Origin of the sequence: Tardiphaga sp. 841_E9_N1_2 (genome assembly GCF_051811065.1) — a bacterium.
In the GTDB taxonomy this organism is placed as follows: domain Bacteria; phylum Pseudomonadota; class Alphaproteobacteria; order Rhizobiales; family Xanthobacteraceae; genus Tardiphaga; species Tardiphaga robiniae.
In genome coordinates, this window is the sequence record NZ_JBPWQC010000001.1 from 617,982 (window position 1) to 642,454 (window position 24,473).

The 24,473-nt window shown below is 61.6% G+C and carries 16 protein-coding genes; 9 read left to right on the top strand and 7 right to left on the bottom strand.

From position 1 onward, the window contains the following. Window positions 1-225 precede the first annotated feature (225 nt). The 5 genes from AB8A50_RS02730 (at window position 226) to AB8A50_RS02750 (ending at window position 10,164) form a co-directional block, all read left to right on the top strand. Window positions 226-1,809 carry a winged helix-turn-helix domain-containing tetratricopeptide repeat protein gene (locus tag AB8A50_RS02730; protein ID WP_439076736.1) on the top strand — a complete coding sequence of 528 codons (1,584 nt, stop codon included), beginning with the start codon at window positions 226-228 and terminating at the stop codon, window positions 1,807-1,809. A gap of 142 nt (window positions 1,810-1,951) precedes the next feature. Beyond that, the gene (locus AB8A50_RS02735) at window positions 1,952-3,412 is read left to right on the top strand and encodes a sensor histidine kinase (protein ID WP_093758959.1); all 1,461 of its coding nucleotides are present in this window, start codon (window positions 1,952-1,954) and stop codon (window positions 3,410-3,412) included. Next, complete coding sequence (locus AB8A50_RS02740; RefSeq protein ID WP_439076738.1) at window positions 3,409-6,372, top strand: bifunctional [glutamine synthetase] adenylyltransferase/[glutamine synthetase]-adenylyl-L-tyrosine phosphorylase; 2,964 nt, start codon at window positions 3,409-3,411, stop codon at window positions 6,370-6,372. Before AB8A50_RS02735 ends, AB8A50_RS02740 begins: the two co-directional genes overlap by 4 nt. Window positions 6,373-6,621: 249 nt before the next feature. Then, window positions 6,622-7,632, top strand: a complete 1,011-nt coding sequence (locus AB8A50_RS02745; protein WP_439071214.1) for a Vgb family protein — start codon at window positions 6,622-6,624, stop codon at window positions 7,630-7,632. Window positions 7,633-7,947: 315 nt separating this feature from the next. After that, on the top strand, window positions 7,948-10,164 hold the full coding sequence (locus AB8A50_RS02750) for a TonB-dependent receptor (RefSeq protein WP_439079907.1): 2,217 nt from the start codon (window positions 7,948-7,950) through the stop codon (window positions 10,162-10,164). A gap of 124 nt (window positions 10,165-10,288) precedes the next feature. Here AB8A50_RS02750 and AB8A50_RS02755 read toward each other — a convergent pair whose 3' ends face one another. The 4 genes from AB8A50_RS02755 to AB8A50_RS02770 all read right to left on the bottom strand — a co-directional run bounded on the left by AB8A50_RS02755 (window position 10,289) and on the right by AB8A50_RS02770 (window position 16,172). Next, entirely contained in the window at window positions 10,289-11,257 is a 969-nt protein-coding gene (locus AB8A50_RS02755; protein ID WP_439076740.1) for a Bug family tripartite tricarboxylate transporter substrate binding protein, read from the bottom strand. Between the two features lie 363 nt (window positions 11,258-11,620). Beyond that, window positions 11,621-13,945, bottom strand: a complete 2,325-nt coding sequence (locus AB8A50_RS02760) for a PAS domain-containing sensor histidine kinase (RefSeq protein ID WP_439076741.1) — start codon at window positions 13,943-13,945, stop codon at window positions 11,621-11,623. A gap of 242 nt (window positions 13,946-14,187) precedes the next feature. Then, window positions 14,188-15,156 (bottom strand): zinc-binding dehydrogenase, encoded by a 969-nt coding sequence (locus AB8A50_RS02765; RefSeq protein WP_439076743.1) that lies wholly within the window; start codon window positions 15,154-15,156, stop codon window positions 14,188-14,190. A gap of 20 nt (window positions 15,157-15,176) precedes the next feature. Further along, window positions 15,177-16,172, bottom strand: a complete 996-nt coding sequence (locus tag AB8A50_RS02770; RefSeq protein ID WP_439076744.1) for an NAD(P)H-dependent flavin oxidoreductase — start codon at window positions 16,170-16,172, stop codon at window positions 15,177-15,179. A 199-nt stretch (window positions 16,173-16,371) separates the two neighbouring features. On the opposite strand from AB8A50_RS02770, the gene AB8A50_RS02775 reads away from it, so the two are divergent. From AB8A50_RS02775 to AB8A50_RS02790, 4 genes are all read left to right on the top strand, one after another. Then, window positions 16,372-16,806: a MarR family winged helix-turn-helix transcriptional regulator gene (locus tag AB8A50_RS02775; protein WP_089267107.1), complete on the top strand. Its 435-nt coding sequence runs from the start codon at window positions 16,372-16,374 to the stop codon at window positions 16,804-16,806. Window positions 16,807-16,873: 67 nt separating this feature from the next. Further along, window positions 16,874-17,380: a (2Fe-2S)-binding protein gene (locus AB8A50_RS02780; RefSeq protein WP_439076745.1), complete on the top strand. Its 507-nt coding sequence runs from the start codon at window positions 16,874-16,876 to the stop codon at window positions 17,378-17,380. After that, on the top strand, window positions 17,377-18,363 hold the full coding sequence (locus AB8A50_RS02785; RefSeq protein WP_439076747.1) for an FAD binding domain-containing protein: 987 nt from the start codon (window positions 17,377-17,379) through the stop codon (window positions 18,361-18,363). Before AB8A50_RS02780 ends, AB8A50_RS02785 begins: the two co-directional genes overlap by 4 nt. A gap of 41 nt (window positions 18,364-18,404) precedes the next feature. Further along, entirely contained in the window at window positions 18,405-20,678 is a 2,274-nt protein-coding gene (locus AB8A50_RS02790; protein WP_439079908.1) for a xanthine dehydrogenase family protein molybdopterin-binding subunit, read from the top strand. 120 nt (window positions 20,679-20,798) lie between these two features. On the opposite strand, the gene AB8A50_RS02795 is transcribed toward AB8A50_RS02790, so the two are convergent. From AB8A50_RS02795 to oxlT (AB8A50_RS02805), 3 genes are all read right to left on the bottom strand, one after another. Then, window positions 20,799-21,230 carry a CBS domain-containing protein gene (locus AB8A50_RS02795; protein WP_089267110.1) on the bottom strand — a complete coding sequence of 144 codons (432 nt, stop codon included), beginning with the start codon at window positions 21,228-21,230 and terminating at the stop codon, window positions 20,799-20,801. 272 nt (window positions 21,231-21,502) lie between these two features. Next, entirely contained in the window at window positions 21,503-22,813 is a 1,311-nt protein-coding gene (oxlT, locus tag AB8A50_RS02800) for an oxalate/formate MFS antiporter (protein ID WP_439076749.1), read from the bottom strand. A 233-nt stretch (window positions 22,814-23,046) separates the two neighbouring features. Beyond that, window positions 23,047-24,336, bottom strand: a complete 1,290-nt coding sequence (oxlT, locus tag AB8A50_RS02805; protein WP_089267112.1) for an oxalate/formate MFS antiporter — start codon at window positions 24,334-24,336, stop codon at window positions 23,047-23,049. Between the last annotated feature and the right edge of the window lie 137 nt (window positions 24,337-24,473).

A 24,473-nucleotide genomic window follows, 5' to 3' on the forward strand; every position in this document is an offset into this window, starting at 1 on the left:
GACGATCGTGTGGGCGGACCATGCGCCGCGGCGCACTGGAAGACTTTGCCGCAACCTTCGTTTTCTCTTGAGTTTCGCTTGGATGTTCGTTCAGAAAGGGCCGGCTGACACGTCACCGCCGATGGCGCGCGACCGGCCAGCTTGTGGGGTCGGTTCTGTTGCCTCCGGAAGGTCTTGACGGTTCATTGCCGCCGGCCGAAAACGCAGGCAGTCATGGAGCGCCGAGTGCCGTATCTGTTCGCAGGCTATGTCCTCGATCCCGACCGCAGAGAGCTGTCGCATGGCAGCGACAAGGTGGCGATCACGCCGCAGGCTTTCGACCTGCTGCTGCATCTGGTGAAGAACCGCGACCACGTCGTCAGCAAGGATGCCCTTCTCGATGCCGTATGGGTGGGACGGATCGTGTCCGAATCGACGCTGGCCAGTCACATCAATGCGGTACGCAGGGCGCTGGGCGATAGCGGCGACGAACAGCGGCTGCTGAAGACGGTGGCGCGCAAGGGCTTTCGTTTCGTCGGCGATGTGACCGAGACGGCAATGCCGGCGCAGTCTGACGCGGCGGTTGCCGATCACGCCACGTCGACGGCGAATCCGAACGCCGCGCTGACGTTGCCCGATCGGCCGTCGATCGCAGTATTGCCGTTTCTCAATCTGAGCGGCGATCCGCAGCAGGACTATTTCGTCGATGGCATGGTCGAGGACATCATCCTCGCACTGTCGCGGCTTCGCTGGCTGTTCGTCATTGCCCGCAATTCCAGTTTCACGTTTAAAGGCCGTGCCGTGGACGTCCGCGAGGTCGGGCGCGAACTTGGCGTGCGCTATGTACTGGAAGGCAGCGTGCGCCGTGTGGCGAACCGCGTGCGCATCACCGGACAGCTCGTGGATACCACCACGGGCATGCATCTGTGGGGCGAGCGCTTCGAGAGTGTTGTTGATGACATCTTCGATCTGCAGGACCAGGTCACGGAAAGCGTCGTGGGCGCCATCGCGCCGCAGCTTGAATTTGCGGAGATCGAACGCGCCAAACGGAAGCCGACTGAAAGCCTCGACGCCTATGACTACTACCTGCGCGGACTGGCGAATTTTCATTTGTCGACGCGCGATGGGATCGATGCGGCATTGGCGAATTTCTACAAAGCCATCGAGCTCGATCCAGACTTCGCTGCGGCCTATGGGATGGCCGCGGGATGCTTCTACTGGCGCAAGATGAACCGCTGGCTTTCCGATCGTGTGGCTGACGGGCATGAAGCGGCGCGGCTTGCCGAGCGCGCCGTCACCCTCGGGAAGAACGACGCGGTAGCGCTGACACGCGGCGGCCATGCCTGGCCGCATTTCGGCGTCGACCTGCATGCCTGCGTCGCCTATGTCGATCGTGCGCTGGTGCTCAATCCCAATCTCTCGACGATCTGGTATCTCGGGGGCTACCAACGCGTTTCGCTCGGCGAGCACGACGAGGCCATCGCCTATTTTTCACGCGCCATGCGGCTCAGTCCGCTCGATCCCGAGACATTCCAGATGCATACGGGAATCGCGATGTCGCATCTCTATTCGCGACGCTTTGATACCGCGCTCGATTGCTTGCGGGAGGCGTCGCGCGAGGTGCCGAACATTCTCCGTGTTGCTGCATTTCAGGCGGCCGCGCATGCTCTGGGTGGGCGAATGGAAGAGGCGCGCGAGGCGATGGGCCATGTGCGCCGGCTCGATCCCACATTGCGGCTCAGCAATATTGACGACTGGCTGCTGGTGCGGCGACCGCAGGACTTCGCACTTGCATCGGAAGGCCTGCGAAAAGCCGGTCTTCCGGAATGAACCTGGCTGAAAGATAAAATTCCCACCGCACGGCGACATTACCAACATCTCATATTCACGCCCTGTTTGTTACAGCTTGCGCCTGCTAGAACAGGGGATGACTTCCAGAACCTTCCATTTCCGCACGTCCCGAGCGTGACCCGTGACGGCTATCGGTAAACTGTTTCGCACGACGGCCTTCCGGCTGACGCTGGCCTATCTGCTGCTGTTCGCGCTGTTTGCAGCATCGCTCCTCGGCTATTTCGCCTGGAATACACACCGGCTGATCAACGATCAGATCACGACCACGGTCGATGACGAAATGACCGAGCTGAGCGATCTGTTCGGGCGGCGCGGCTTGCGGGGAATCGTTGGCGCCATCGAGAACCGGGCGCTGCGTCCTGGCGCCAACCTCTATCTGATCACGACACCGGCGGGTCAATCCATCGCCGGCAACGTGTCCTCACTGGCGCCCGGCGTGATGGCGACCACGGGCTGGTCCGAGACCGCCTATCGCCGGCTCGACGATCCCGACTCGTCCAACCATCGCGCACTGGTGAAGGTGACGCAATTGAGCAGCGGCTTCCGGCTGCTGATCGGCCATGATCTCGAGGAACGCCGGCGCCTGTTCGACATCGTCGGCGATGCCGCGAAGTGGTCGGTGTTGATCGTCGTTGTCCTTGGACTCGGCGGCGGCATCTTCGTCGCCAGCCGCGTGCTGCGGCGGATCGACGCCATGACCGGCACCACCCAGCGTATCATGGCGGGCGATCTCTCTGGTCGTCTGCCAGTCGGACGCAGCGGCGACGAACTCGACCGTCTCGCGGAAAATCTCAATGCCATGCTGGAGCGCATCGAAGCGCTGATGACAGGACTGAAAGAAGTCTCGGACAATATCGCCCATGACCTCAAGACGCCGCTCACGCGGCTGCGCAATCGGGCGGAGGAGGCGCTGGCGCGATCCAGCAACGAGGCCGAATATCGTGCGGCGCTGGAACGCACCATCGAGGAATCCGATGGCCTGATCCGGACCTTCAATGCGCTGCTGATGATCGCACGTGCGGAATCAGGGCAGGCGCGCGGCAATATGGACAATTTCGACGCTGCTGAAGTGGCCGAGGGCATCCACGAGCTCTATGAACCGCTTGCTGAAGACAGCGATCTTACGCTGACCGTCAAGACCGCGGCTGCGCCGCTGCGCGGCAATCGCGAACTGATCAGCCAGGCGCTCGCCAATCTCGTCGAAAACGCCATCAAATATGGCAAACCTGCGATCACGGACGAGAATGCCGATAGCGCGGGCGCTGCGGCTGCCAAGGACATCGTGATCGAGGCGCGGCGCGAGGGCGATCAGGTGCTGCTCAGCGTGTCCGATCATGGTCCAGGCATTCCCGAAGCCGATCGGAAACATGCAGTGGAGCGCTTCGTGCGGCTGGAAGCGAGCCGCACATTGCCCGGTTCCGGCCTCGGTCTCAGTCTTGCATCTGCCGTGGCCACGCTGCACGGCGGTGAATTGCAGCTGGGCGACAATCATCCAGGGTTGCGGGTCACGCTGGCGCTGCCCGCAGTGGCAGCCGAAGGCCTTGCGGGTCAAACGGGGAATGTGCCACAGAAGTCGGCATGACCTCAGCCGCAACAGGCGAGGGCCAGCTCCCGCTGGCCGCGCAATTCGTCAGCGGACCGCAGCTGTTCGCCCCCGCCGATGCCGAGCAGCGCTTCGGCGAATGGCTCGCCGATATCGCGCCGGACGATGCCGCCGCATTTCGCGCCGTCACCGAGCAATTTCCGCATGCCAGGGCGATCCTGCTCGGCATTGCCGAGGCGTCGCCCTATCTGTTCGATCTGATTCGTGCCGATTCCGCACGTGCATTGCGGCTGCTGCATTGCGATCCCGATCGCCATCTTACCACTCTGATCGCTGAGACCTCGGCGAATGTCGCTGCCGCCGGCGGCGACCCCGATGTCATGCATCTGCTGCGACGCATGAAATCCGAAGCGGCCTTGTTGATTGCGCTGTGCGACATCGGCGGCGTCTGGCCGGTGATGCGCGTCACGCGGGCGCTGACCGATCTCGCTGTATCCTCCGTCCAGACGACGGTGCGCTATCTCCTGCGCCAGGACATGGCACGCAAGCGTATCCTGCCGCCGGATCCCGAGAATCCGGAGCAGGGCAGCGGCCTGATTGTGCTGGCGATGGGCAAGATGGGCGCCGGCGAGCTGAACTATTCCAGCGACATCGACCTAATCGTTTTCTTCGATCTTGAGGCGCATACGCTGGCCGAGGATATCGAGCCGAATTCATTCTTCGTGCGTATTGCGCAGGGCGTGTCGCGGCTGCTGCAGCAGCGCACCGGCGACGGGTATGTGTTCCGCGTTGATCTGCGGTTGCGACCCGATCCCGCCTCGACGCCGGTAGCCGTCTCGACGGCGTCGGCGCTGCATTATTATGAGCGCGAGGGCCGCACGTGGGAGCGCGCGGCGATGATCAAGGCGTCGCCTTGCGCCGGTGACTTCAAGGCCGGTGAAGCACTGCTGGCCGAGATCGCGCCTTTCGTCTGGCGCAAGCATCTGGATTTCGCCGCACTGGCCGATGTCCATGACATGAAACGGCAGATGCAGACGTTTCGCGGGCAGAATGAAATCTCCGTCGAAGGCCACAATGTCAAGGTCGGGCGCGGCGGCATCCGTGAGATCGAGTTCTTCGCACAGACCCAGCAGCTAATCGCTGGCGGGCGCCACCCGGAATTGCGCGTGCGGCCGACGCTGGAGGCGCTGAATATTCTCGCTGCCAGCAACTGGATCACCTTCGAGGCGCGCGATGAACTGACGCTCGCCTATGAATTCCTGCGCCGTGTCGAGCATCGGCTGCAGATGGTGGCCGACGAACAGACTCACTCGCTGCCCGATGACGTCGGCGCCATGGAACGCTTTGCGCGCTTCTTCGGCTATGACAGTCGTGAAGCCTTTGCCAGTGATTTGCTCGGGCATCTCAATTGCGTGCAGGGGCATTATGGCCGCCTGTTCGAGGGCGATCCGACCGATAACGTCCATCTTCCGGCTGTCGATTACAAGGCGGGTGCAACGGATCAGCGGTTGCTCGAACATTTCACCAAGCTCGGTTTCCGCAAGCCGGCCATGGTGGCGGAGACGGTGCAGCACTGGATGACGGATGATTATCGCGCGCTCAAATATGAGGGCACGCGGCAGGCATTCATGGAATTCGTGCCTTCGCTGATCGTCGGGCTGGCTGATGCCGAGGAGCCAGATCTTGCGGTCGTCGCGTTCGATCGCTTTCTGCAGGCGTTACAGCGCGGCGGCCGGCTGATCTCGCTGCTCAGCCAGAACCGCGATCTCGTCGCGCTGGTGGCGCTTGTACTTGGCGCGGCGCCGCGTCTGGGTGACATGCTGGCGCGGCAGCCGCAGATCATGGACGGCCTCATCGATCCGCGCTTCTTCGGCGCCATGCCGGACCAGCGTGAGCTGTCGACGCGCCTTGCGGCGACCCTCGAAGATGCCAATTCCTATGAAGAGTTTCTCGATCGTCTCCGGCTGTTCGGGCAGGAAAGCCTGTTCCTGATCGGCACGCGCATTCTGTCGGGGACCGTGTCGGCGCAGCAGGCCGGGATTGCATTCGCCGACGTCGCCGAAGGCATCGCACATACGCTGCATGGGCTCGTGCTCGATCAGTTCGTCGCCCAGCACGGCCGCATCAAGGATCAGCAGACCGCGATCGTGGCTATGGGCAAGCTCGGCAGCCGCGAGATGACGGCGGCGTCCGATCTCGATCTGATTCTGATTTACGACTTCGATCACGACGCGCCGGACTCCGATGGACCGCGTCCGCTGCACGGTGCGCAATATTTCGCGCGGCTGACGCAGCGCCTGATCAGCGCCTTCACCACGCGCACCAATTATGGCGTGCTCTACGAGGTCGATATGCGGCTTCGCCCGTCGGGCCGCGCAGGACCGCTGGCGTCGCGCATCGACTCCTTCGCTGAATATCAAGAGACCGAGGCCTGGACCTGGGAGCACATGGCACTGACGCGCGCGCGGGTGATTTCGGCGACGCCCGCGTTCCGCGAGAAGATCGAACGGGTCATCCGCGACGTGCTGACGCGTCCGCGTGAAATCACGATCATCGCCAATGATGTTGCCGAGATGCGTCAAGCCATCGCCGAGGAAAAGGGCGAAGACGATATCTGGGACCTGAAACATGCCGCGGGCGGCATGGTCGATATCGAATTCATCGCGCAGTATCTGCAGCTGGTACATGCCGCAGAGAAGCCCGAGATCCTCAGCATCAGCACGCAACAGGTGCTGGAGAACGCGGCGCGGCTGGGCGTTCTGCCGCCAGCCGCCGCCGATGTGCTGCGGCCGGCGGTGCGGCTCTATCACGACCTCACGCAGGTGCTGCGGCTATGCGTGAGCGACAAGTTCAAGCCGGAGACCGCAGGCACCGATCTGTTGCGCATACTCGCACGCGTGAGCAACGAGCCCGACTTCTCCTCGCTGCAAGCGCGGGTGCGCGATATGCAGGCCGACGTGCGGCAGGTATTCCGCGCTGTTGTCGAAGGTCGGACATAGACGTATCTGCCGCGCTGTGTGGCGGGCATGCGAGTTGTGTGTGACCGGCTGCGCATGATCTCGCGTGAACGGCTGGATAGATTCTAAACGCGCCGCATTGTGACCGCACCCTGACCTCCTGTAGGTCCGCATCTCGTTTGCCGATGACATGCGGCTTGAGATGTTGCAGCTGCCTGCGCCCGAATGTCGCAGCGTCGGCGATGTCGTCATGCATCAGCACTGAAATGAAACCGCCGATATGGAGTCCGCATGCAGGTTCTAGGCTTCCGCGCTGCTATCGTTGCTTTTGCCTTGGTCGCTGCATTTGCTCCGAACGGGACCAAGGCGGATGAAATCTCTCTGATCGAAAAGTCACTTCCCGGAGAGGGGCAGCGCCCGCAAGCGATCGTTGTCGGCCCTGATGGGAATTTGTGGGTAACGGAAGTCATCAAGCACCAGATTTTTCGGGTCACGCCAAACGGTGAGATGAGTTCCTTTCGCGTTCCGGGCGATCAGGTCGGAGTTATTCAGGGGATCACCTCTGGCCCTGACGGCAATCTTTGGTTCACGTCACGCGAAGAGAACGCCATTCGCCGGATCTCGACCAAAGGGGAATTCAACGGGACATTTGCGATTCCCTCACAGGCCACGACACCCACGAAATTCAACACGGGATCATGGCCGCGCGGCATTACGGTCGGTCCGGACGGCCAGATCTGGTTCGCGGAAATGGCGGCGAACAAGATCGGCCGCGTGACGCTGACCGGTGAGTTTTCAGAGTTCGCAATCCCGACGGAAAATGCCGAAGCCTATGGTGTGGTGACAGGCCCCGATCAGAATTTGTGGTTCACGGAAAGCGGTGCCGGAAAGATAGGACGACTCGACGTCAAGACAGGAAAGATCACGGAATTTCCGCTCGGCAATCCGAAGTCACGCCCGCGCGACATTACGGTCGGGCCCGATGGTCATCTCTGGTTTTCCATGAATGGCTCCGATCACATCGGCAGAATTTCTATGGCTGGGGAGATCAAGGAATTTCCATTGCCGGCAGAGACGCGCCCCATTGGTATAGCCGCGGGAGCCGATGGCAATGTCTGGTTCAGCGCTTTCAAATCTCACAAGATCGGCCGCATCACGCCGACAGGTGAAGTTTCGTTCTTCGATCTCAAGACGGAGAACGCACAGCCCTTCGGCATGACGAAAGGGCCGAACGGCGTGGTCTGGTTCACGTCTCAGGCCAATCAGGTCGGACACGTTGACATCACGGCGAAGCGTCAGTGATGATCGTGATAGCGCGCCGCAAGGGCGCGCGAGCGCGCTGCTATCCAAGCTGACAGTCTGCAGGGTTCCAGAGTAAAATGAAGTCCTGCAGAATTCATCGTCTGTGTCAAATCGCATGCGCGCGGTTGCATGCGGCATTCCGCGTATGAAGCGGCGTGAAGCATTAGATAGAATCTAGATGCGCCGCATTGTGACCGCACCATGTCATCCTGTAGGCCCCATTGAGTTAGTCGACAGAAGTCGACGAAGTTTTTTGGGGCGACTGATTCAATGACGCGCAGAACTACACTTCACAAGAAAACCCTTTTGGCTGCCGTGAGCGCATTCGCGTTATTGCTTGATGCCGACGCAACGGTTGTTGCGCAGACCTCGCAAGCGCTGCCCGCCGTTGAAGTGCATGCGCCGACGCCGCGTGCGGTCCGTCGTGTCGCGCCGCGCCGAAATGCCGCAGTCACGCCGCGTGCGACGCCGCGGCCGGTGGAGCGTCGCACACCGACGACGCCCCCGACTGGCATGATCGGCTCGCTGCCGGCGGCTTATGCCGGCGGGCAGGTCGCATCCGGCAGCCAGGTTGGTTTGCTCGGTAATCGCGGCGTAATGGATACGCCGTTCAACCAGACGAGCTACACGGCGCAGACGATTCAGGATCAGCAGGCGCGTAAGCTCGACGACGTGTTCGCGAACGATCCGTCGGTGCGTGTCACCGTGCCGCGTCTCAGCGGTTTTGATCAATTGAATATTCGCGGCTTCAGCGTGTCCAGCACGGCTTACGGGCTGAACGGACTTTACGGTATCGCGTCGGCGTTCTCGCTCTCGTCGCTGTCAGCCATCGAACGCGTGGAAGTTCTGAAGGGGCCGTCAGCCCTGCTCAATGGCATGCCGCCCGGCGGTGGCGGCGTCGGCGGCAGCGTCAATCTGGTGACCAAGCGGGCGGGCGACGTGCCGCTTGCGCAGATCACGAACACCTATTCGTCGCGGTCGCAATTTGGCACGCAACTGGATGTCGGCCAGAGATTCGGCGAGTTCAAGGAATTCGGCGTTCGCTTCAATGGCAGCTACAAGGACGGTGCCACGGAACTTGCCAATCAGAACCAGGAAGTCGGCAATGCGTTTGTCGGGCTAGACTATCGCGGCGAGCGGGTGCGCCTCTCAGCCGATATCGGCTACGAGAACAACAATGCCACCGCGATGACGCGCTTCGTCGATCTCGGCAATCTCACGGCACTACCAGCAGCGCCGGACGCTCGCGCGAACTACATGCCGAACTGGGGCTTCTGGAATTCGGAATCGCGTTACGCGCTCGTCCAGGGTGAAGTGGATATCACCGAGAATCTCACGGCCTATGCCCAGGCAGGTATCGGCACCAGCAACACGCGATATCTTTATTCCGATATCCGGATGGACAGTCTGAACGGCAACTTCAACGGGACGCCGAGGCGTAACAACCAGAAGCACGAGCGGACGGCGGCCCAGGCGGGCTTCCGCGCGAATGTCGACACCGGGCCGATCAACCACTCCATCAATTTCAACGTAGCGACAGCGGAAGCCGAGACGGGTATTCTCAACGTCTCGGGAGCGCTGTTCAGGTCGAACCTGTACAATCCGCGTCAAAGTCCCTTCCCGAACGTGGACGTCGGCGCGCCTCGCAAAACTTCCGGCACGGACCAGTCCAGTTTCGGTGTTGCCGATACCATGTCGATCTGGAACAACCGGATCCAGCTCACCGTCGGTGTCAGGCACCAATATGTGGATTCGGAATCGTTCGCCATGGGCACGGGAACGAGGACCGGCGGTTACGATGCATCGGCGACGACACCAGCCTATGCGCTCGTCATCAAGCCGCTGGAGAACGTCTCGGTTTATGCCAACTATATCGAGGCGCTGGAAACAGGCTCGATTGTCGGCGAGAGTTTTGCCAATGCCGGACAGGTGCTGCCGCCATACCGGTCGACGCAGCATGAGATGGGCGTCAAGATCGACTGGGGAAGGATCACGACCACGGTGAGCGCCTTCGATATCATGCGCCCGTTCCAGATTGTTGATCGTCCGACCAATACCGTGTCGCAGGGAGGCGAAAGCCGTAACCGCGGCGTTGAAATCAATGCGTTTGGCGAGGTGACCGAGGGACTGCGCCTGCTCGGCGGTGTGATGTTCCTCGATGCACGACAGGAGAAGACGGAGAGAGGGACATATGATGGTTTGCGTACCTTCAACGTTCCTGACACGCAATTTAATCTTGGTGGCGAATGGGACGTACCATTCCTGCGCGGGCTGACGGTGACCGGCCGCGCGATCCATACGGGCGGATATTTTACGGATCAGGCGAACAAGGTCTCCGGCGCGAGCTGGACACGTTATGATGCGGGGTCTCGCTATACGTTTGCCTCACCCTGGAACAGCAAGCCTGTGGTGATCAGATTCTCGGTCGAGAATCTGCTCGACAGCAACTACTGGCAGGCAGCGACCAATGATGGATACGTAATCCTTGGCGCGCCGCGCACCTATCTCGTCTCGACGACCTTCAACTTCTAGGCTTGGCGAAGTGCGTCCCGGACGCGGTGTATCGTGATGATACGCGCCGCGCCCGGGACTGTCTTCGAACACTGATCCGCTTGAACCAGACTCTGCGCTGCTTGAGAGACGTGTATCGCAGTTCCTACTGCTCCGGCTTGACCTTGCCGATCTCGACAACCGTCTTCCAGCGGGTGAGTTCTTTTTCCAGGAAGCTCTGAAATTCCGCGCTCGTATTGGCGACCACCTCGAAGCCGCTATCGGTCAGCCGCTTCTTGAGATCGGGCGAGGTGAGGGCGGTGGTGATCGATGTCTCGAGCTTGGTCTTCACATCGGCCGGAAGGCCCTTGGGCGCGACGAAGGCCTGCCACGAATAGATATTGAGATCGTCGACGCCGACTTCCTTCATCGTTGGGGTCTGCGGGAATGAATCGGAGCGCGTGTCGCTGGTAACGGCCAGAATTTTCATCTTGCCGCCTCGGATGTAGTTGGCGACTGCGCCGAGATTCTGGAAGGAGACGTCGACATGTCCGCCCATCAGGTCCGTATGGGCCTGCGAGCCGCCCTTGTAGGGCGTGTGGATGCCGGAGGTCCCCGTCTTCTGCCAAAACAACACCGCCGTCAGATGGTCGGACGAGCCCACGCCCGATGAGGCGAAGGTGACCTTGTCGGGATTCTTCTTGAGATAGTCGATGAGTTCCTGGACGGTATTGGCCGGGAAATCGGGGCGCGTGATCAGCACGTTGGGATTGCGCACAGCGACACTGAGCAGATCGAAATTCTGGAGCGGGTGATAGCCCGGGTCCTTGTAAAGCACCGGATTGATCGCGATGACCCCGATCGAGCCCACCATCAGTGTGTAGCCATCCGGCTTTGAGCGAGCGAGTTGCGTTGCGCCGATGGAGCCGTTGGCGCCGGGCTTGTTCTCGATGATGAAGGACTGCCCGAAGCTTTCCTGCATCTTCTGCGTGGTCATGCGCGCTGTCGTATCGCTTGCTCCGCCGGCCGTGAAAGGCACGATCACCGTGACGGATTTCGAGGGATAGTCTTGCGCGACTGCCATGCCCGGCACTGTCAGACAGAATGCCGCCGCGGCGAGATGGCTCAGTTTCATCGTCGTTTCCTCCATGGAATGCTTTTGTTTATTGAACAGGCGACAATCTTCGTGTCGCTCTTGTCTGGACTGCTCCTCCATGTGCTGAAGAGCAGTGTGGTTCGTGAGTTCAGGAACTCCCTTCAATCGGCAACCGCTGCAGTCTTGTTGGCAAATACTTCGCAGATGGTGGCTTTGAAAATTGATAGGTCACACGAGAAAGAATCGCGGTCCCAGTCCAGACCGCCCGTATCGACGCGCCAATATAGCGACCTACAACCTTTAGTATAGGTGCGAGCGGGGGCCTCCCAAGCGGCCATTTGACGCTTGAGTGTCATGCCACGGGCGTTGGCTCGGTCCGGTCAGGTGGGAAGCAATCGACGCCTAGGCGGCCTCGGAGATTTCCGCTGGCCTGTGTCTGCCGCGGAGCGGGATGGTGACGCAGACCACGGTGCCGGTGCCAAGCTTGGAGCGCAGCTTCATCGATCCGCCATGCAGGTTGGTGAGCGATTTGGCGATAGCGAGGCCGAGGCCCGAGCCGTGATAGGTCTTGGCGAGCTGGCTCTCGACCTGCTCGAACGGACGTCCCAGACGCTTCAGCGACTGCGGGGCGATGCCGATGCCACTATCGGCGATCATCAGGGCGACGGAGTCGCGCAGCACGCGGCTGCGCACGGTGACACGGCCGCCATCGGGTGTGAACTTCACTGCATTCGAAAGCAGATTGACCAGGATCTGCTTGATGGCGCGGCGGTCCGCCACCACCGGTGCATCAGCCGCGATATCGGCACTGAGTGTCAGATTCTTGTCGTCGGCGCGGCCGGAGACGACACGCAGCGCTTCGGACAGTGTCTGTCCGAGATCGAGCGGCTCAAGGTCCAGCTGCATACGACCCGCCTCGATCTTCGACATATCGAGAATGTCATTGATGACTTCGAGCAGGTAGTGACCGCTGGTCAGAATGTCGTGGCAGTATTCGGCATATTTGTCGGAGCCGAGATTGCCGAACATGCCGCTGCCCATGATTTCCGAAAAGCCGATAATGGCGTTCAGCGGCGTGCGCAGTTCGTGGCTCATATTGGCCAGGAATTTCGACTTGGTCTGGTTGGCTTCTTCGGCGCGGTTCTTCTCGTCTGAATATTTTTGGGCGAGGTCGGCGAGTTCGAGCGCCTGTTTCTCCAGCGCAGCCTGGGAGTGCTTGAGATCGATAACGCTGGCGCGAAGGCGCAGATCGTTGTCGACCAGCTTGTGCTCGTGCTCCTTGATACGGGTAATGTCGGTGCCGACGGAGACGTAGCCGCCGTCCTTGGTGCGGCGCTCGCTGATATGCAGCCAGCTGCCGTCCTCGATCTGCGCTTCGAAGGTACGCGCGCCAGGCGCCGCAGCGCCGGATTCCGCGAGACGCGAGCGGACCTCGGGCATGCTGCCGACTTCGAGCACGGTCTCGTAGGACGTCCCGGGCGACACCGCCGAGTCCGGCAGCTTGTGCAGGCGCTGGAAATGCGAGTTGCAGAGCACCAGGCGATCTTCCGCGTCCCACAGCACGAAGGCTTCGGGAATGGTCTCGATCGCGTCGCGCAGCCGGACGTCGGCCTCGACGGTCTTCTCGGCGAGGCTCTTCTGTTCGGTGACGTCGATGGCGATGCCGATCAGATGCTGGCTGCCATCGTTCTGGCCCTGCGCGAGTTCGCAGCGCAATTGCAGCCAGATCCAGTGGCCGTTGCTGTGCTGCATGCGGAAGGTCTGGTCGATGTGATCGATCTTGAACGAAATCAATTGATCGGCGATCTCGAACAGGTTGATGTCGTCGGATTGTACCAGCGCGTTGACTTCGCCGAAGGTCAGCAGGTCGCTGCGGCTGTCGAGGCCCAGCATGGTGAACATCGACTGCGACCAGAAGATGCGGCCGCGCGACAGATCCCAGTCCCACAATCCGCAGCGGCCGCGGTTGAGGGCGGTGTCGATGCGGCCACGCACGGCGTCGTTGATCGCGTCGCCTTCGCGGGCACGGGTCGATTGCCAGTGGAAGGCGAAGCCGAGGATCAGCACCACGAAGCCGGTGGTGGCCGAGAGCGTGATCGACAGCGCGGAGTCCGAGCGCCAGATCGGCTCGTTGTTCTCCTGAATGACAACTACCTGACCCGGCAGGGCCTTGACGATGCGACGGGTGGCCAATGCATGGCTGTTGTCGGGCAGCTTCACATCGACAACGTCGGTGCGTGGACCCTGCGCAGCCATGGCCTGCGTCGCGCTGAGGACGTCGAGGATGCGATTGGCGTTGCCCGGTGGCAGGTCGATCGGCACGCGCGCGAGAATGCTTTGATCGGCACCCAGCACGATGACGTGGCGTCCCCCCGCGATCCCCCAGGATGGAATCAGACTGGGCAGCAGGCTCTGCAGGCGCTCGACGGCGGCAGAACGATCCTGACGGATGGTGCCGTTGCGTTCGAGACGCTCGGCGAGCAGATCGGCGAGCGCTGCGAGATCGCGCTTCATCGATGCCTGCTTCTGCCGGCTCTGATCGACCACCTGCACGAAGGCGCCGAAGAAGATCGTGATAAGAAAAGCGATGATGAGTGTAGGGACGGCCCGGCGAAGTGCCGGCTCTGCGATCAGCAGCCTGTGATAGGCCGGCTTCGCGATAGACTGCGCCAATCCTTTGATCGAATCGGATTGGACGCATGCGTTGTCCGCATGCGCACGCGCCATACCTAAGCCCCCTCGAAGAATCTCGCCCGCGTCGCTCGAAACAACTGCCCCGCCACTTCGAATCGCAAGACCAATAAGAATCCACTTTGCCAGGGCTGTCGAGAGTCAACGAAACGTTAACGTGAAATAAATCGTATCCACCGGAGAATTTCATCACTGTTCGGTACTTGCATGAGTCCGAAACAGGAACGCCGCGCATGAGAATCGCGCGGCGTTGAAATCAATGACTCGCAGAACGCGCGTTACAACGTGACCACGATCTTGCCGAGATGCTTGTTTGCTTCCATGTGGTCGAACGCCGTTCCGATGTCGTCGAATGCGTAGACCTTGTCGATCGGCAGTTTTAGTTGGCCCGCTTCGACGGCGGGCCAGATGTCCGCACGCACCGCACTGAAGATGTCACGAACCTCCTGCAGTGACCTCGTGCGGAAGGTCACGCCGATATAGGTGATGCGGCGGGCGGCATGGAGATCGAAATTGAAATCGCCATGCGTGCCGCCGAGCCGGCCGACATTGACGATGCGTCCCATCACCTTCGTGGCTTTCAGGTTCTGGTTGGCGACGGGGCCCGAGATCTGGTCGACGATCAGATCGACGCCGTCGCCGTCCGTGGCCTTGAGCACCTGATCGACCCAGCCGGCATCCTTCGAATCGATGGCGAGGTCGGCGCCGAAGTCCTTCAGCCGGGCGCGACGTGCGGGGTCGGTGGATGAGCCGATCACCGTCTTTGCGCCCTTGAGCCCGGCGATCTGCAGCGCCATCAGGCCGACGCCGGAGCTGGCGCCCTGGATCAGGACGGATTGGCCGGGCTGCAGTCCGCCATTGGTCACCAGAGCATTGTGCATCGTGGTGATGGCGACGGGCAGGGTGCAGGCATCCTCGAAGCTCATGCTGGCTGGCATGTGGAATAGCCGGCCGTGATCGGTGACGGCGAATTCGGCAAAGGCCGCACCGCCGGAACCCATCACGCGATCCCCGACCTTGACGCCCTTGGCCTCCGGGCCGAGTTCGGCAATCTCGCCCGCCCATTCCATTCCCAGCACCGTACCGACGCCGCCGGCAGCGCCGTGGACATGGCCTTTGGTCATGCCGAGGTCGGCGCGGTTGAGGCCGCAGGCTTTCACCTTGACCAGCACCTGCGTGCCGGTGGGCAAGGGCTTCGGGGCATCACCGATCGCAGCGCCATTGGCGCCGTAGACATAAGCTTTCATGGCTCTGCTTTCCGTTCCGTCTATTCAGCGGCCTGGCGCTGGCTGCCATCAAGCATGGCTTCGAAGCGTGCGCGGATAATCGTCTCGGCATCATGCATGATGCGCGACACAAGTTCCTGGCAGCTCGGGATGTCGTGGATCAGGCCCTGGACCTGGCCGGCCGACCAGATGCCATCTTCGGCGTCGCCGTGCGAATAGACCAGCTTGCCGCGGGCACCGGCGACGAGTTCCTTGATCTGTTCGAAAGTGGCGCCTTCCTTCTCCATGGCGACGACCTGTTTGCTCACCGCGTTCCTGGCGACGCGCGAGGTGTTGCGCATGGTGCGGAAGATCAGGTCGGTCTCGCGTTCGTCATTGGCAACGATGCGTTCCTTCACCAGCTGATGGATCGGGCTTTCCTTGGTGCACATGAAGCGGGTGCCCATATTGATGCCCTCGGCACCAAGCGCCAGCGCGGCGACAAGGCCGCGGCCGTCGCCGAAGCCGCCCGAGGCGATCATCGGGATCTTGATCTTGTCGGCCGCGGCCGGGATCAGGATCAGGCCGGGGGTGTCGTCCTCACCGGGATGGCCGGCGCATTCGAAGCCGTCGATGGAGATCGCATCGACGCCCATCCGCTCGGCGGAGAGGCCGTGGCGCACGCTGGTGCATTTATGAATGACCTTGATGCCGTGCTTCTTAAATTCGGTGACGTGTTCCTGCGGCTTGTTGCCGGCAGTCTCGACCACCTTGATCCCGGCCTCGATGATGGCCAGGCGATATTCCGCATAAGGCGGTGGCTTAATGGTCGGCAGGATCGTGAGATTTACGCCGAACGGCTTGTCGGTCATGTCACGGCAGCGCGCGATTTCCTTGGTGAGGTCTTCCGGCGTCGGCTGGGTCAGTGCGGTGATCAGGCCGAGCGCGCCGGCATTGGCCACTGCGGCGACGAGCTCGGCGCGGCCGACCCACTGCATGCCGCCCTGGACGATCGGGTGTTCGACACCCACGAGCTCGGTGAAGCGCGTCTTGATCATGATTGGTCCTCTTGTTTCCCCGGAGACGCGCTTGGCGCCGAATGGTTCTTGCTTGTTCGGGCCGAAGGATGCCGGTGGGGCGCAGCAATGTCTACCGCCACGGGACACGGCCCCATGCGCCGCCGATGCAGGTCTGACGCGTGGGGCGCGCCGTCGTGATCGCTGGAACTCGCGGCGCGAACATGCTTTTCTCCCGCGCATGACCGAGCCGACCCCGCAACAGATCGAACAACTCACGCGCGCCTTCGAACGTTTTACGCGCAAATTCAAAGTCGCGGAGGCAGCCGCTGCCGCCGACAACGCGCTCAATGCGCTCGACGCGCAGACGCTGGTGTTTGTCGGTGACAATCCCGGCTGCCTGATAGGCGATGTCGCCCGCTATCTCAATGTCGCTATGACCACCATGTCCTCTGCCATCGACCGGCTCGTCAAAAAGGCCCTGGTCGAGCGTCGCCGGCCCGAAGACAATCGCCGGTCCGTGGCGTTGACCGCGACCGAGAAGGGCAAGCAGGTGGTGGAAGAACAGGTCGCCGGCTATCGCGCGGCCTGTCAGATGATGCTGCGGTCACTCGACCCGATCGAGCGTAACGAATTGATCCGGTTGACGGAAAAAATCGCCGACAACGAAACTTGAACATTACGAAATTCGTACTATCTTGGGCGTGCCGCCGGCCGTAAGCCGGTTCCTGACGGAGGCGCTCATGGCCATCGCCATCAATGGTACGGACTACTCATTGCCCGACGATCCCCGGGTTTCGCTGCTCGACCTTCTGCGTGAACGGATCGGCCTGACCGGCACCAAGCTGGGCTGCAATCAGGGCGCCTGCGGCGCCTGCACCGTCATTCTCGATGGCGAGCGAGTGCTGTCCTGTCTGACACTTGCGGTGCAGGCGGACGGGAGCGCGGTAACCACCATCGAAGGCCTGAGCAAGCAGGGTGACCTTCATCCCCTGCAGCGCGCATTCATCGAGCACGATGGCTTGCAGTGCGGCTATTGCACGCCCGGGCAGATCTGCTCAGCGGTCGCGATGCTCGGCGAGATGCGCCGCGGCGATCCCAGTTATGTCACCGCCGATCTCGTTGCGGGGCAGGGCAGCACCACCCGCGAGGAAATCCGCGAGCGCATGAGCGGCAATCTGTGCCGCTGTGGCGCCCATCACGGCATTGTCGAAGCGATCGAAGAACAGCTGGTTGGAGACGCCGCATGACGCCGTTCGATTATAGGCGCGCCGCCGACCAGACTGAAGCCCTGTCGCTCGCTGAGGGCGGACGCTGCCGCTTTCTCGGCGGCGGTACCAATCTCGTCGATCTGATGCGGCAGAATATCGAAGCGCCCGCGGCGCTCGTCGATGTCAGCCGATTGCCTGCTACTATCGATGTGACATCCGAAGGCGGCCTGATCATCGGCGCCGCCGTTCGCAACAGCGCGGTGGCCGCGCATCCCGTCGTGCGTGCGCATTATCCGATGCTGTCCCGCGCGCTGCTGGCCGGCGCGTCGGCACAGATTCGCAACATGGCCACCGTCGGCGGCAATTTGCTACAGCGAACGCGCTGCAGCTATTTCTATGACGCTGCGGGATCACGATGCAATAAACGTGATCCCGGAGCCGGCTGCGATGCCATCGACGGCCTCAGCCGCAATCATGCGATCCTCGGCACTTCCGAGCATTGTATCGCGACGCTTCCGTCGGACATGAGTGTGGCCTTTGCGGCGCTGGATGCCACTGTGCATCTTGATGGCCCAATGGGCCCACGCAGCGTGCCGCTGCTGGATTTCCATCAACTGCCGGGGACGACGCCGCACATCGAGACCGTTTTGCGGCCCGGCGAGCTCGTCACCGCAATTGCGATATCTCCCAGCGCTGCCGCAGCCAATTCGCGCTATCGCAAGGTCCGCGATCGTTCGAGCTACGCTTTCGCGCTGGTGTCCGTCGCCGCGGGGCTGGATGTCGCCGACGGCCGGATCAGGGACGTACGGATTGCTCTGGGCGGTATCGCCGCAAAGCCATGGCGCGCTTTGCAGGCCGAAGACGTCCTGCGCGGCGAGGCGCCGACCCGGGAGAACTTTCTGCGCGCCGCTGATGTCGAACTCGCTGCGGCTAAACCCACCGAAGCCAACGCTTTCAAGATCGAACTCGCAAAGCGAACCATGGCCGCCGTTCTCGGCGATCTGACAGGAGCAGGCGCATGAGCAAGCTGCAAAATGCGATCGTCGGTGGTGTTCGCACGGCGATGGGGTATGTGCCATCGAGCTGGCTGCCGGGCGGCACGCGCGATCCGCTGATCGATAAGCGCGTCACCCTCGGCACGCAGCAGTCGCGGGTCGATGGTCCCGACAAAGTGCAGGGCGTTGCACGCTTTGCTGCGGAAGTGCGAATGGACGGGCTGGTCTATGCAGCCTGCGTGCATTCGACCATCGCGCGCGGCAAGATCACCGAACTCGATCTTGCTGCCGCGGAAGCCGCACCGGGCGTGGTGTTGGTGATGACCCATCGCAATGCGCCGAAACTGGCGCTGCCGCCGCCGATCGGCATGACCAATCTCAAGGCCGCAGGAAATAACATTCTCCCGATCATGCAGGATGCAGACATCCGCTGGAACGGGCAGACGGTCGCTCTGGTGCTGGCCGAGACCCAGGAGCAGGCGAACCATGCGGCGTCGCTTATTGTGGTTCGTTACGAGCAAGCTGCCGCACGCACCCGGTTCGAGGATGCCAAGGCTGACGCGACGACGCCGGACTCGCTGATGATCGAACGCAACCGGCTGAAGCGCGGCGATACGGACGCGGCATTTCGAAATACCGTGGGCAGTGTCGATGCGGTCTATCGGACGCCCTGGCATAATCACAATCCGATCGAGCCCAATGCCGCGACGACTACCTGGCAAGGCGACCGCCTGATCGTGCATGACGCGACGCAGATGCTCAATGGCACCGCGGGTTCGCTCGCCAAAGTGTTCGGCATCAAGGATACGCAAGTCTTTGTCAGCTCCCCCTTCGTCGGCGGCGCTTTCGGTGGCAAGGCGCTGTGGGATCACCAGATACTGGGCGCTGCAGCATCGAAACTCGCCGGCCGACCGGTGCGGATCGCATTGTCGCGTGCCAGCATGCATCGATTGATCGGCGGCCGGAGCCAGACCGAGCAGCGCGTGGCGCTGGCCGCCGATGCGACCGGAAAGCTGAAGGCACTGTTGCATCAAGGTTTCTCCGTCAAACCCCCGCATAGCGTCTGCGACGAGGCCTTCACCCTGTCAGGCCGCTCGCTTTATGAATCGGAGAGCTACGATATCGTGCAGCACACGCTCGATCTCGATCTGCTGGCCAACACATTCATGCGCGCGCCCGGCGAGGCGGTCGGCACCTTTGCCATCGAGAGCGCGATGGACGAGCTCGCGCATGATCTCGGCATCGATCCGATCGCATTGAGGCTGCGCAATATCGGCGATACCGATCCGGTCAGCGGTGCGCCGCATTCCCAAAGTGACCTGACGCTGGCCTATGAGCTCGGCGCGAAAAAGTTCGGTTGGGATCGCCGCGCGGCGACACCAAAGTCGCGTCAGGACGGCGAATGGCTGATCGGCATGGGCTGTGCCACCGGCTCTTTCCCCTATGTGCGCATGCCCGGCATGTCGGCGCGAATCACGATCGACAGCAATGGCCACGCCACGGTGTCGAGTGCCGCGCATGAGATGGGCATGGGCACTGCGACGGTGCAGCGACAGCATGCTGCGGATCGTCTCGGTTTGCCGCTCGATCACGTCACCGTGCGGATCGGCGACACCGATCTGCCTTTCGGCAGCTTTGCGGGTGGCTCATCGCAGACAGCTTCGCTCGGCGCTGCGATCAACGCGGCCAGCGTGAAACTGGCCGGAGATCTGCTGCGGCTGGCTGGTAACGACACGCCGCTGGCGGGATTGCGGGCGAACGAGATCGAATTCGCCAATCACGGCCTCCGCAAGATCGGCGAGCCATCGCGCTACGAGAGCTTCGCGTCGATCCTTGAGCGCGCGTCGCGCAGCGAGATCAGCGCGATGGGAGAGAGCGGGGCACCGCTCGAAATCCTGAAATTCTCCATGCACAGCCGATCGGCCATCTTTTGTGAACTCCGCGTTAGCGAGGTGACCGGCGAGGTCCGGATCACCCGTCTTGTTGGAGCGTTCGATTGCGGCCGCATCCTCAATCCCAAGACGGCGACCAGCCAGTTTCGCGGCGGCATGATCATGGGGCTTGGTATGGCGCTCACCGAAGAGACGCTACTCGACAAACGTAACGGGCGGATCATGAGTGCGTCGATGACGGACTATCACGTGCCCGTGCATCTCGACGTGCCGGAGATCGATGTGTTGTGGACCGACATTCCGGACCCTCGCACGCCGATGGGCGCGCGCGGGATCGGCGAGATCGGCATCGCCGGTGTTGCCGCCGCCATCGCCAATGCGGTGTTCAACGCGACCGGAAAACGCGTCCGCGATCTGCCGCTGACGCCGGACAAGCTGCTCGGCGATTGAAGGATCTCGATCGCGCGCAGCGCGGACAAGGCAAAAGAACTGGCATCACGGACCGCTGGCGGTCCGTGTCGATGCCGGTATGAAACGCGAAGTGAGCTGAAGTGAGCTTGAGGCTAGGCCTCAGGCGACCGCTGCATGCGCTTGCGGTGCATCCTCATGATCGAGCGCCCTGCTGATGTCGCGGATGCTGATCACGCCGATCAGCGTGTGATCGTCGATGACCGGGACGTGCCGAATGTGATGCTTGTTCATCAGGTGTCGCACATGTTCGAGCGTGTCGGTCGAGTGGCAGGAAATCAATTCCTGGACCGAGATCATATCCGAGACCTTGCGATTGACGCCGGCGGCGCCGTGTTCGGCGATCGCGCGCACCACGTCGCGTTCCGAGAACATGCCGACCGCGGTGTTGCCCTCGGTGCGGCACACGTCCTTCACGACCAGTGCGCTGATATTGCCCGTCCGGAGCAACTGCGCCGCGATGGCGACGGTCTCGTTCATGCGGACAGTGGCGATACGGGTGCTCTTCCTACGCAGGATATCTCCGACTTGCATGGCAATAACCTCCCTTGGCTGATCGGCTGAGGATCGATCTTGTAGGCGCAAGATTGGTATACGGTATGCCAGTTGTCAACGCGGAAACGAGGATATCGAAGCCCGGTGGTCAAGAAAGAAAGTCAGTATTTCTGACGTTTATTGCTGCGTGGCGCGTGTTTTTCGACGTGCTTCTGTCGCACCCGCGAATCCAGTTGGAGGTCTGGCATGCCAGTTGGGCATGAAAGAAGGGGCGCACTCGCGTGCGACCCTTCTCGGCATAGCCCGATCGATCAGGCGGTTTTGGCGCTCTGCGGTGCCGCTTCCGTCACCACAGGTTCGCTTCCCAGAATGAATGCGCGCCGCATCGGCTTGATGACGAACAAAGCGAGCAATGCAGCCGTGGCATTGAGTGCAACGGCGATCACAAACACGGCCTGCCATCCATAGCTCGCTGCAATCAGGCTCGCGAGCGGTACCAACAATGCCGCCGTGCCCTTTGCGGTGTAGAGCATGCCGTTATTCGTCGCGGCGTATTTGGCGCCGAACGTATCGCCTGACGTCGCCGGAAACAGACTGTAGATCTCACCGAAGACGCCGAAATAGACCGCCGTCGCTAGCACGAAGACGAGTGGGTTGTGGCCATAGGCCGACAGCGTCAGCAGCATCAGCGCGGCCGTGCCGAAGGCGATGAACATGGTGTGTTCACGACCGATCTGATCGGACAACCAACCGAAGAGCGGGCGTCCGAAGCCGTCGAAGATGCGATCGAGCGAGATGGCGAAGGTCAGTGCTGCCATCTGGAAGCCGGCCAATGTCACCGGAGAATTCGCAATGTTGTAGTCGTGGGCGATGGGCGCGATCTGCGCTGCGGTCATCAAGCCACCGGCGGCGACCATCACGAAGACGAGATACATGACCCAGAAGATCGGGCTGCGCAGCACTTGCGGCGGCGTGAAGTCCGTCTTTGTCTGCGGCAGATTGAGTTGTTTCCTCGTCACCGGCATGGCCTGCAGAGGCGGGCGCATGAAGAAGGCAAGCATGAACACGATCAGGCCCTGGCCGATGCCGAAGGTGAAGAATGCGTGCTGATAGCCGCTCTCGGCAATCATATGCGCGATCGGCACGACGGTGATCGCAGCGCCTGCGCCGAAGCCTGCCGCCGTGGCGCCCGCGGCAAGGCCGCGGCGATCGGGAAACCACTTCAGCGCATTGCCGACGCAGGTGCCGTAGACCGAACCGGCGCCGATGCCGCCGACGACGGCGCCGGCGTAAAGCATCACCAGCGAGTCCGCATAGGAGTTCAGCACCCAGGCGAGGCTGATCATGGTTCCGCCGAACATGATGACGACGCGGGGACCGTATTTGTCGACGAACCACGCTTCGACCGGCACCAGCCAGGTTTCGACGACGACGAACAGCGTGAAGGCAAGCTGGATCGCGGCGCGACCCCAGTGATACTTGGCGTCGATGGGATCGACGAACAGCGTCCATCCGTATTGCAGGTTGGCGATCATCGCCATGCAGACGATGCCCATCACGAGTTGGATCCAGCGGAAGCTGCCGGGTGGGTTGGACGCGGTGGTGAAGTCTGGCTGAGCCATCGTGTTTCCTCCGATGCGCGCTTTTTCCCTTGCGGCGTGGTGTCGCTAAGGTTGTGGCGTATTGCCGCAGGCGTCGCTTGGTCGGAGACTGGTATATTATATTCCACGATGCAAGGTGGTCTTGGCCGATTGTTGCGTGAAGGCGATCACGCCTTGGCGAGCAGCGCATCGCCCACGCAAAACGCGCCCAGCCAGGGCTGAGCGCGTTGTTTTCTTGAGGCTTTTTGCGTTTTTTAGGTCGCCAGCGCCTTGCTGACGACGACCTTACGCCAAGGCTTCAGCACCGCGATCGCGAGCAGTGATGCCAGGATATTGGCACCGGCGGCGATCAGGAACACGCTGTCCCACGTGCCCGACGACTGCTGCATATAGTTCGCGACCGGCACCAGAAGTGCTGCCGTCCCCTTTGCCGTATAGAGCAGGCCGGCATTGGTCGTTGCGAACTTGGAGCCGAAGGTGTCGGTGCAGGTCGATGGGAAGAGCGAATAGATCTCACCCCAGGCGAAGAACACGAAGCCCGACAACAGCACGAACCACAGCGGATCGTGACCCCACATATACAGCGCCCAGATGCCGACGCCTTCCATGCCGAAGGCGATGAACATCGTGTTCTCGCGGCCGATCATGTCGGAGATCCAGCCGAAGAACGGGCGTGTCAGGCCGTTGAGTACGCGGTCGATGGTGGCGGCGAAGGTGACCGCCGTCATCGTCATGGCCATCAGCGTGACGGGTACGTTGTCGATCTTCCAGTCGGCCGCAATGGGCTTCAGGTTGGCCGTCACCATCAGGCCGCCGGCACCGACGATCACGAACATGAAGTACATCAGCCAGAAGATCGGATGGCGGATGACTTCTGTCGGCGCGTAGTTGCGGCGGGTCTGGATCACGTTGGCGTTCTGTGTGACCGCCGGTACCTGTCCAGCCTTTGGCGCGAACAGGAAGAAGGAGAGGATCACGATGATGATGCCTTGTCCGAGACCGAAATACAGAAATGCGGTCTGGAAGCCGGAATCCTGGATCATGGCCTGGATCGGCGCGACCGTGAGGGCGGAGCCGGCACCAAAGCCTGCGGCGGTGATGCCAGCCGCGAGGCCGCGCTTGTCAGGAAACCACTTCAGCGCATTGCCGACGCAGGTGCCGTAGACGCCGCCAGCGCCGATGCCCGCAACGATCATGCCGAGATAGAAGCCGTTGAGCGTTTCCGCCTGTGCATTGATCGCCCAGCCGATGCCGCAGAGGATGCCGCCGATAAGGACGACGAGCTTCGGGCCGTATTTATCGACGAACCATCCTTCGACCGGCACCAGCCAGGTCTCGAACAGAACGAAGAGGGTGAAGGCCCACTGGATCGACGCACGATCCCAGCCGAACTTCTTCTGGATGTCGGGGACGAAGAAGGTCCAGCCGTATTGATAGTTGGCGATCATCACCATCGCGCCAACGCCGATGGCGAGTTGTGTCCAGCGGTAGGCATCGCTGACACGTGCGGCAGCTGGCGCCACCCCGTGAACTGCATCAGTCATAGTTCCTCCTAAAGCGCTGTTCTATTGAGAGCTCGACAGCTGCGAAGGATAGTTTGGTATATGATATGCCAACTAACAAGCGAAATCTTGCCATTTTGCCGCTGCAAGTTTCGCATGACTGAATGCTGTACTGCGAT

Excerpts from the sequence above, each read along its gene's own strand:
- AB8A50_RS02785 (WP_439076747.1), top strand. The coding sequence starts at position 17,377 with ATGACGCCGTTCGATTATAGGCGCGCCGCCGACCAGACTGAAGCCCTG.
- AB8A50_RS02745 (WP_439071214.1), top strand. The coding sequence starts at position 6,622 with ATGCAGGTTCTAGGCTTCCGCGCTGCTATCGTTGCTTTTGCCTTGGTC.
- AB8A50_RS02790 (WP_439079908.1), top strand. The coding sequence starts at position 18,405 with ATGGGGTATGTGCCATCGAGCTGGCTGCCGGGCGGCACGCGCGATCCG.
- oxlT (WP_439076749.1), bottom strand. The coding sequence starts at position 22,813 with ATGGCTCAGCCAGACTTCACCACCGCGTCCAACCCACCCGGCAGCTTC.
- AB8A50_RS02760 (WP_439076741.1), bottom strand. The coding sequence starts at position 13,945 with ATGGCGCGTGCGCATGCGGACAACGCATGCGTCCAATCCGATTCGATC.
- AB8A50_RS02740 (WP_439076738.1), top strand. The coding sequence starts at position 3,409 with ATGACCTCAGCCGCAACAGGCGAGGGCCAGCTCCCGCTGGCCGCGCAA.
- AB8A50_RS02775 (WP_089267107.1), top strand. The coding sequence starts at position 16,372 with ATGACCGAGCCGACCCCGCAACAGATCGAACAACTCACGCGCGCCTTC.
- AB8A50_RS02795 (WP_089267110.1), bottom strand. The coding sequence starts at position 21,230 with ATGCAAGTCGGAGATATCCTGCGTAGGAAGAGCACCCGTATCGCCACT.
- AB8A50_RS02770 (WP_439076744.1), bottom strand. The coding sequence starts at position 16,172 with ATGATCAAGACGCGCTTCACCGAGCTCGTGGGTGTCGAACACCCGATC.
- AB8A50_RS02755 (WP_439076740.1), bottom strand. The coding sequence starts at position 11,257 with ATGAAACTGAGCCATCTCGCCGCGGCGGCATTCTGTCTGACAGTGCCG.
- AB8A50_RS02765 (WP_439076743.1), bottom strand. The coding sequence starts at position 15,156 with ATGAAAGCTTATGTCTACGGCGCCAATGGCGCTGCGATCGGTGATGCC.
- AB8A50_RS02780 (WP_439076745.1), top strand. The coding sequence starts at position 16,874 with ATGGCCATCGCCATCAATGGTACGGACTACTCATTGCCCGACGATCCC.
- oxlT (WP_089267112.1), bottom strand. The coding sequence starts at position 24,336 with ATGACTGATGCAGTTCACGGGGTGGCGCCAGCTGCCGCACGTGTCAGC.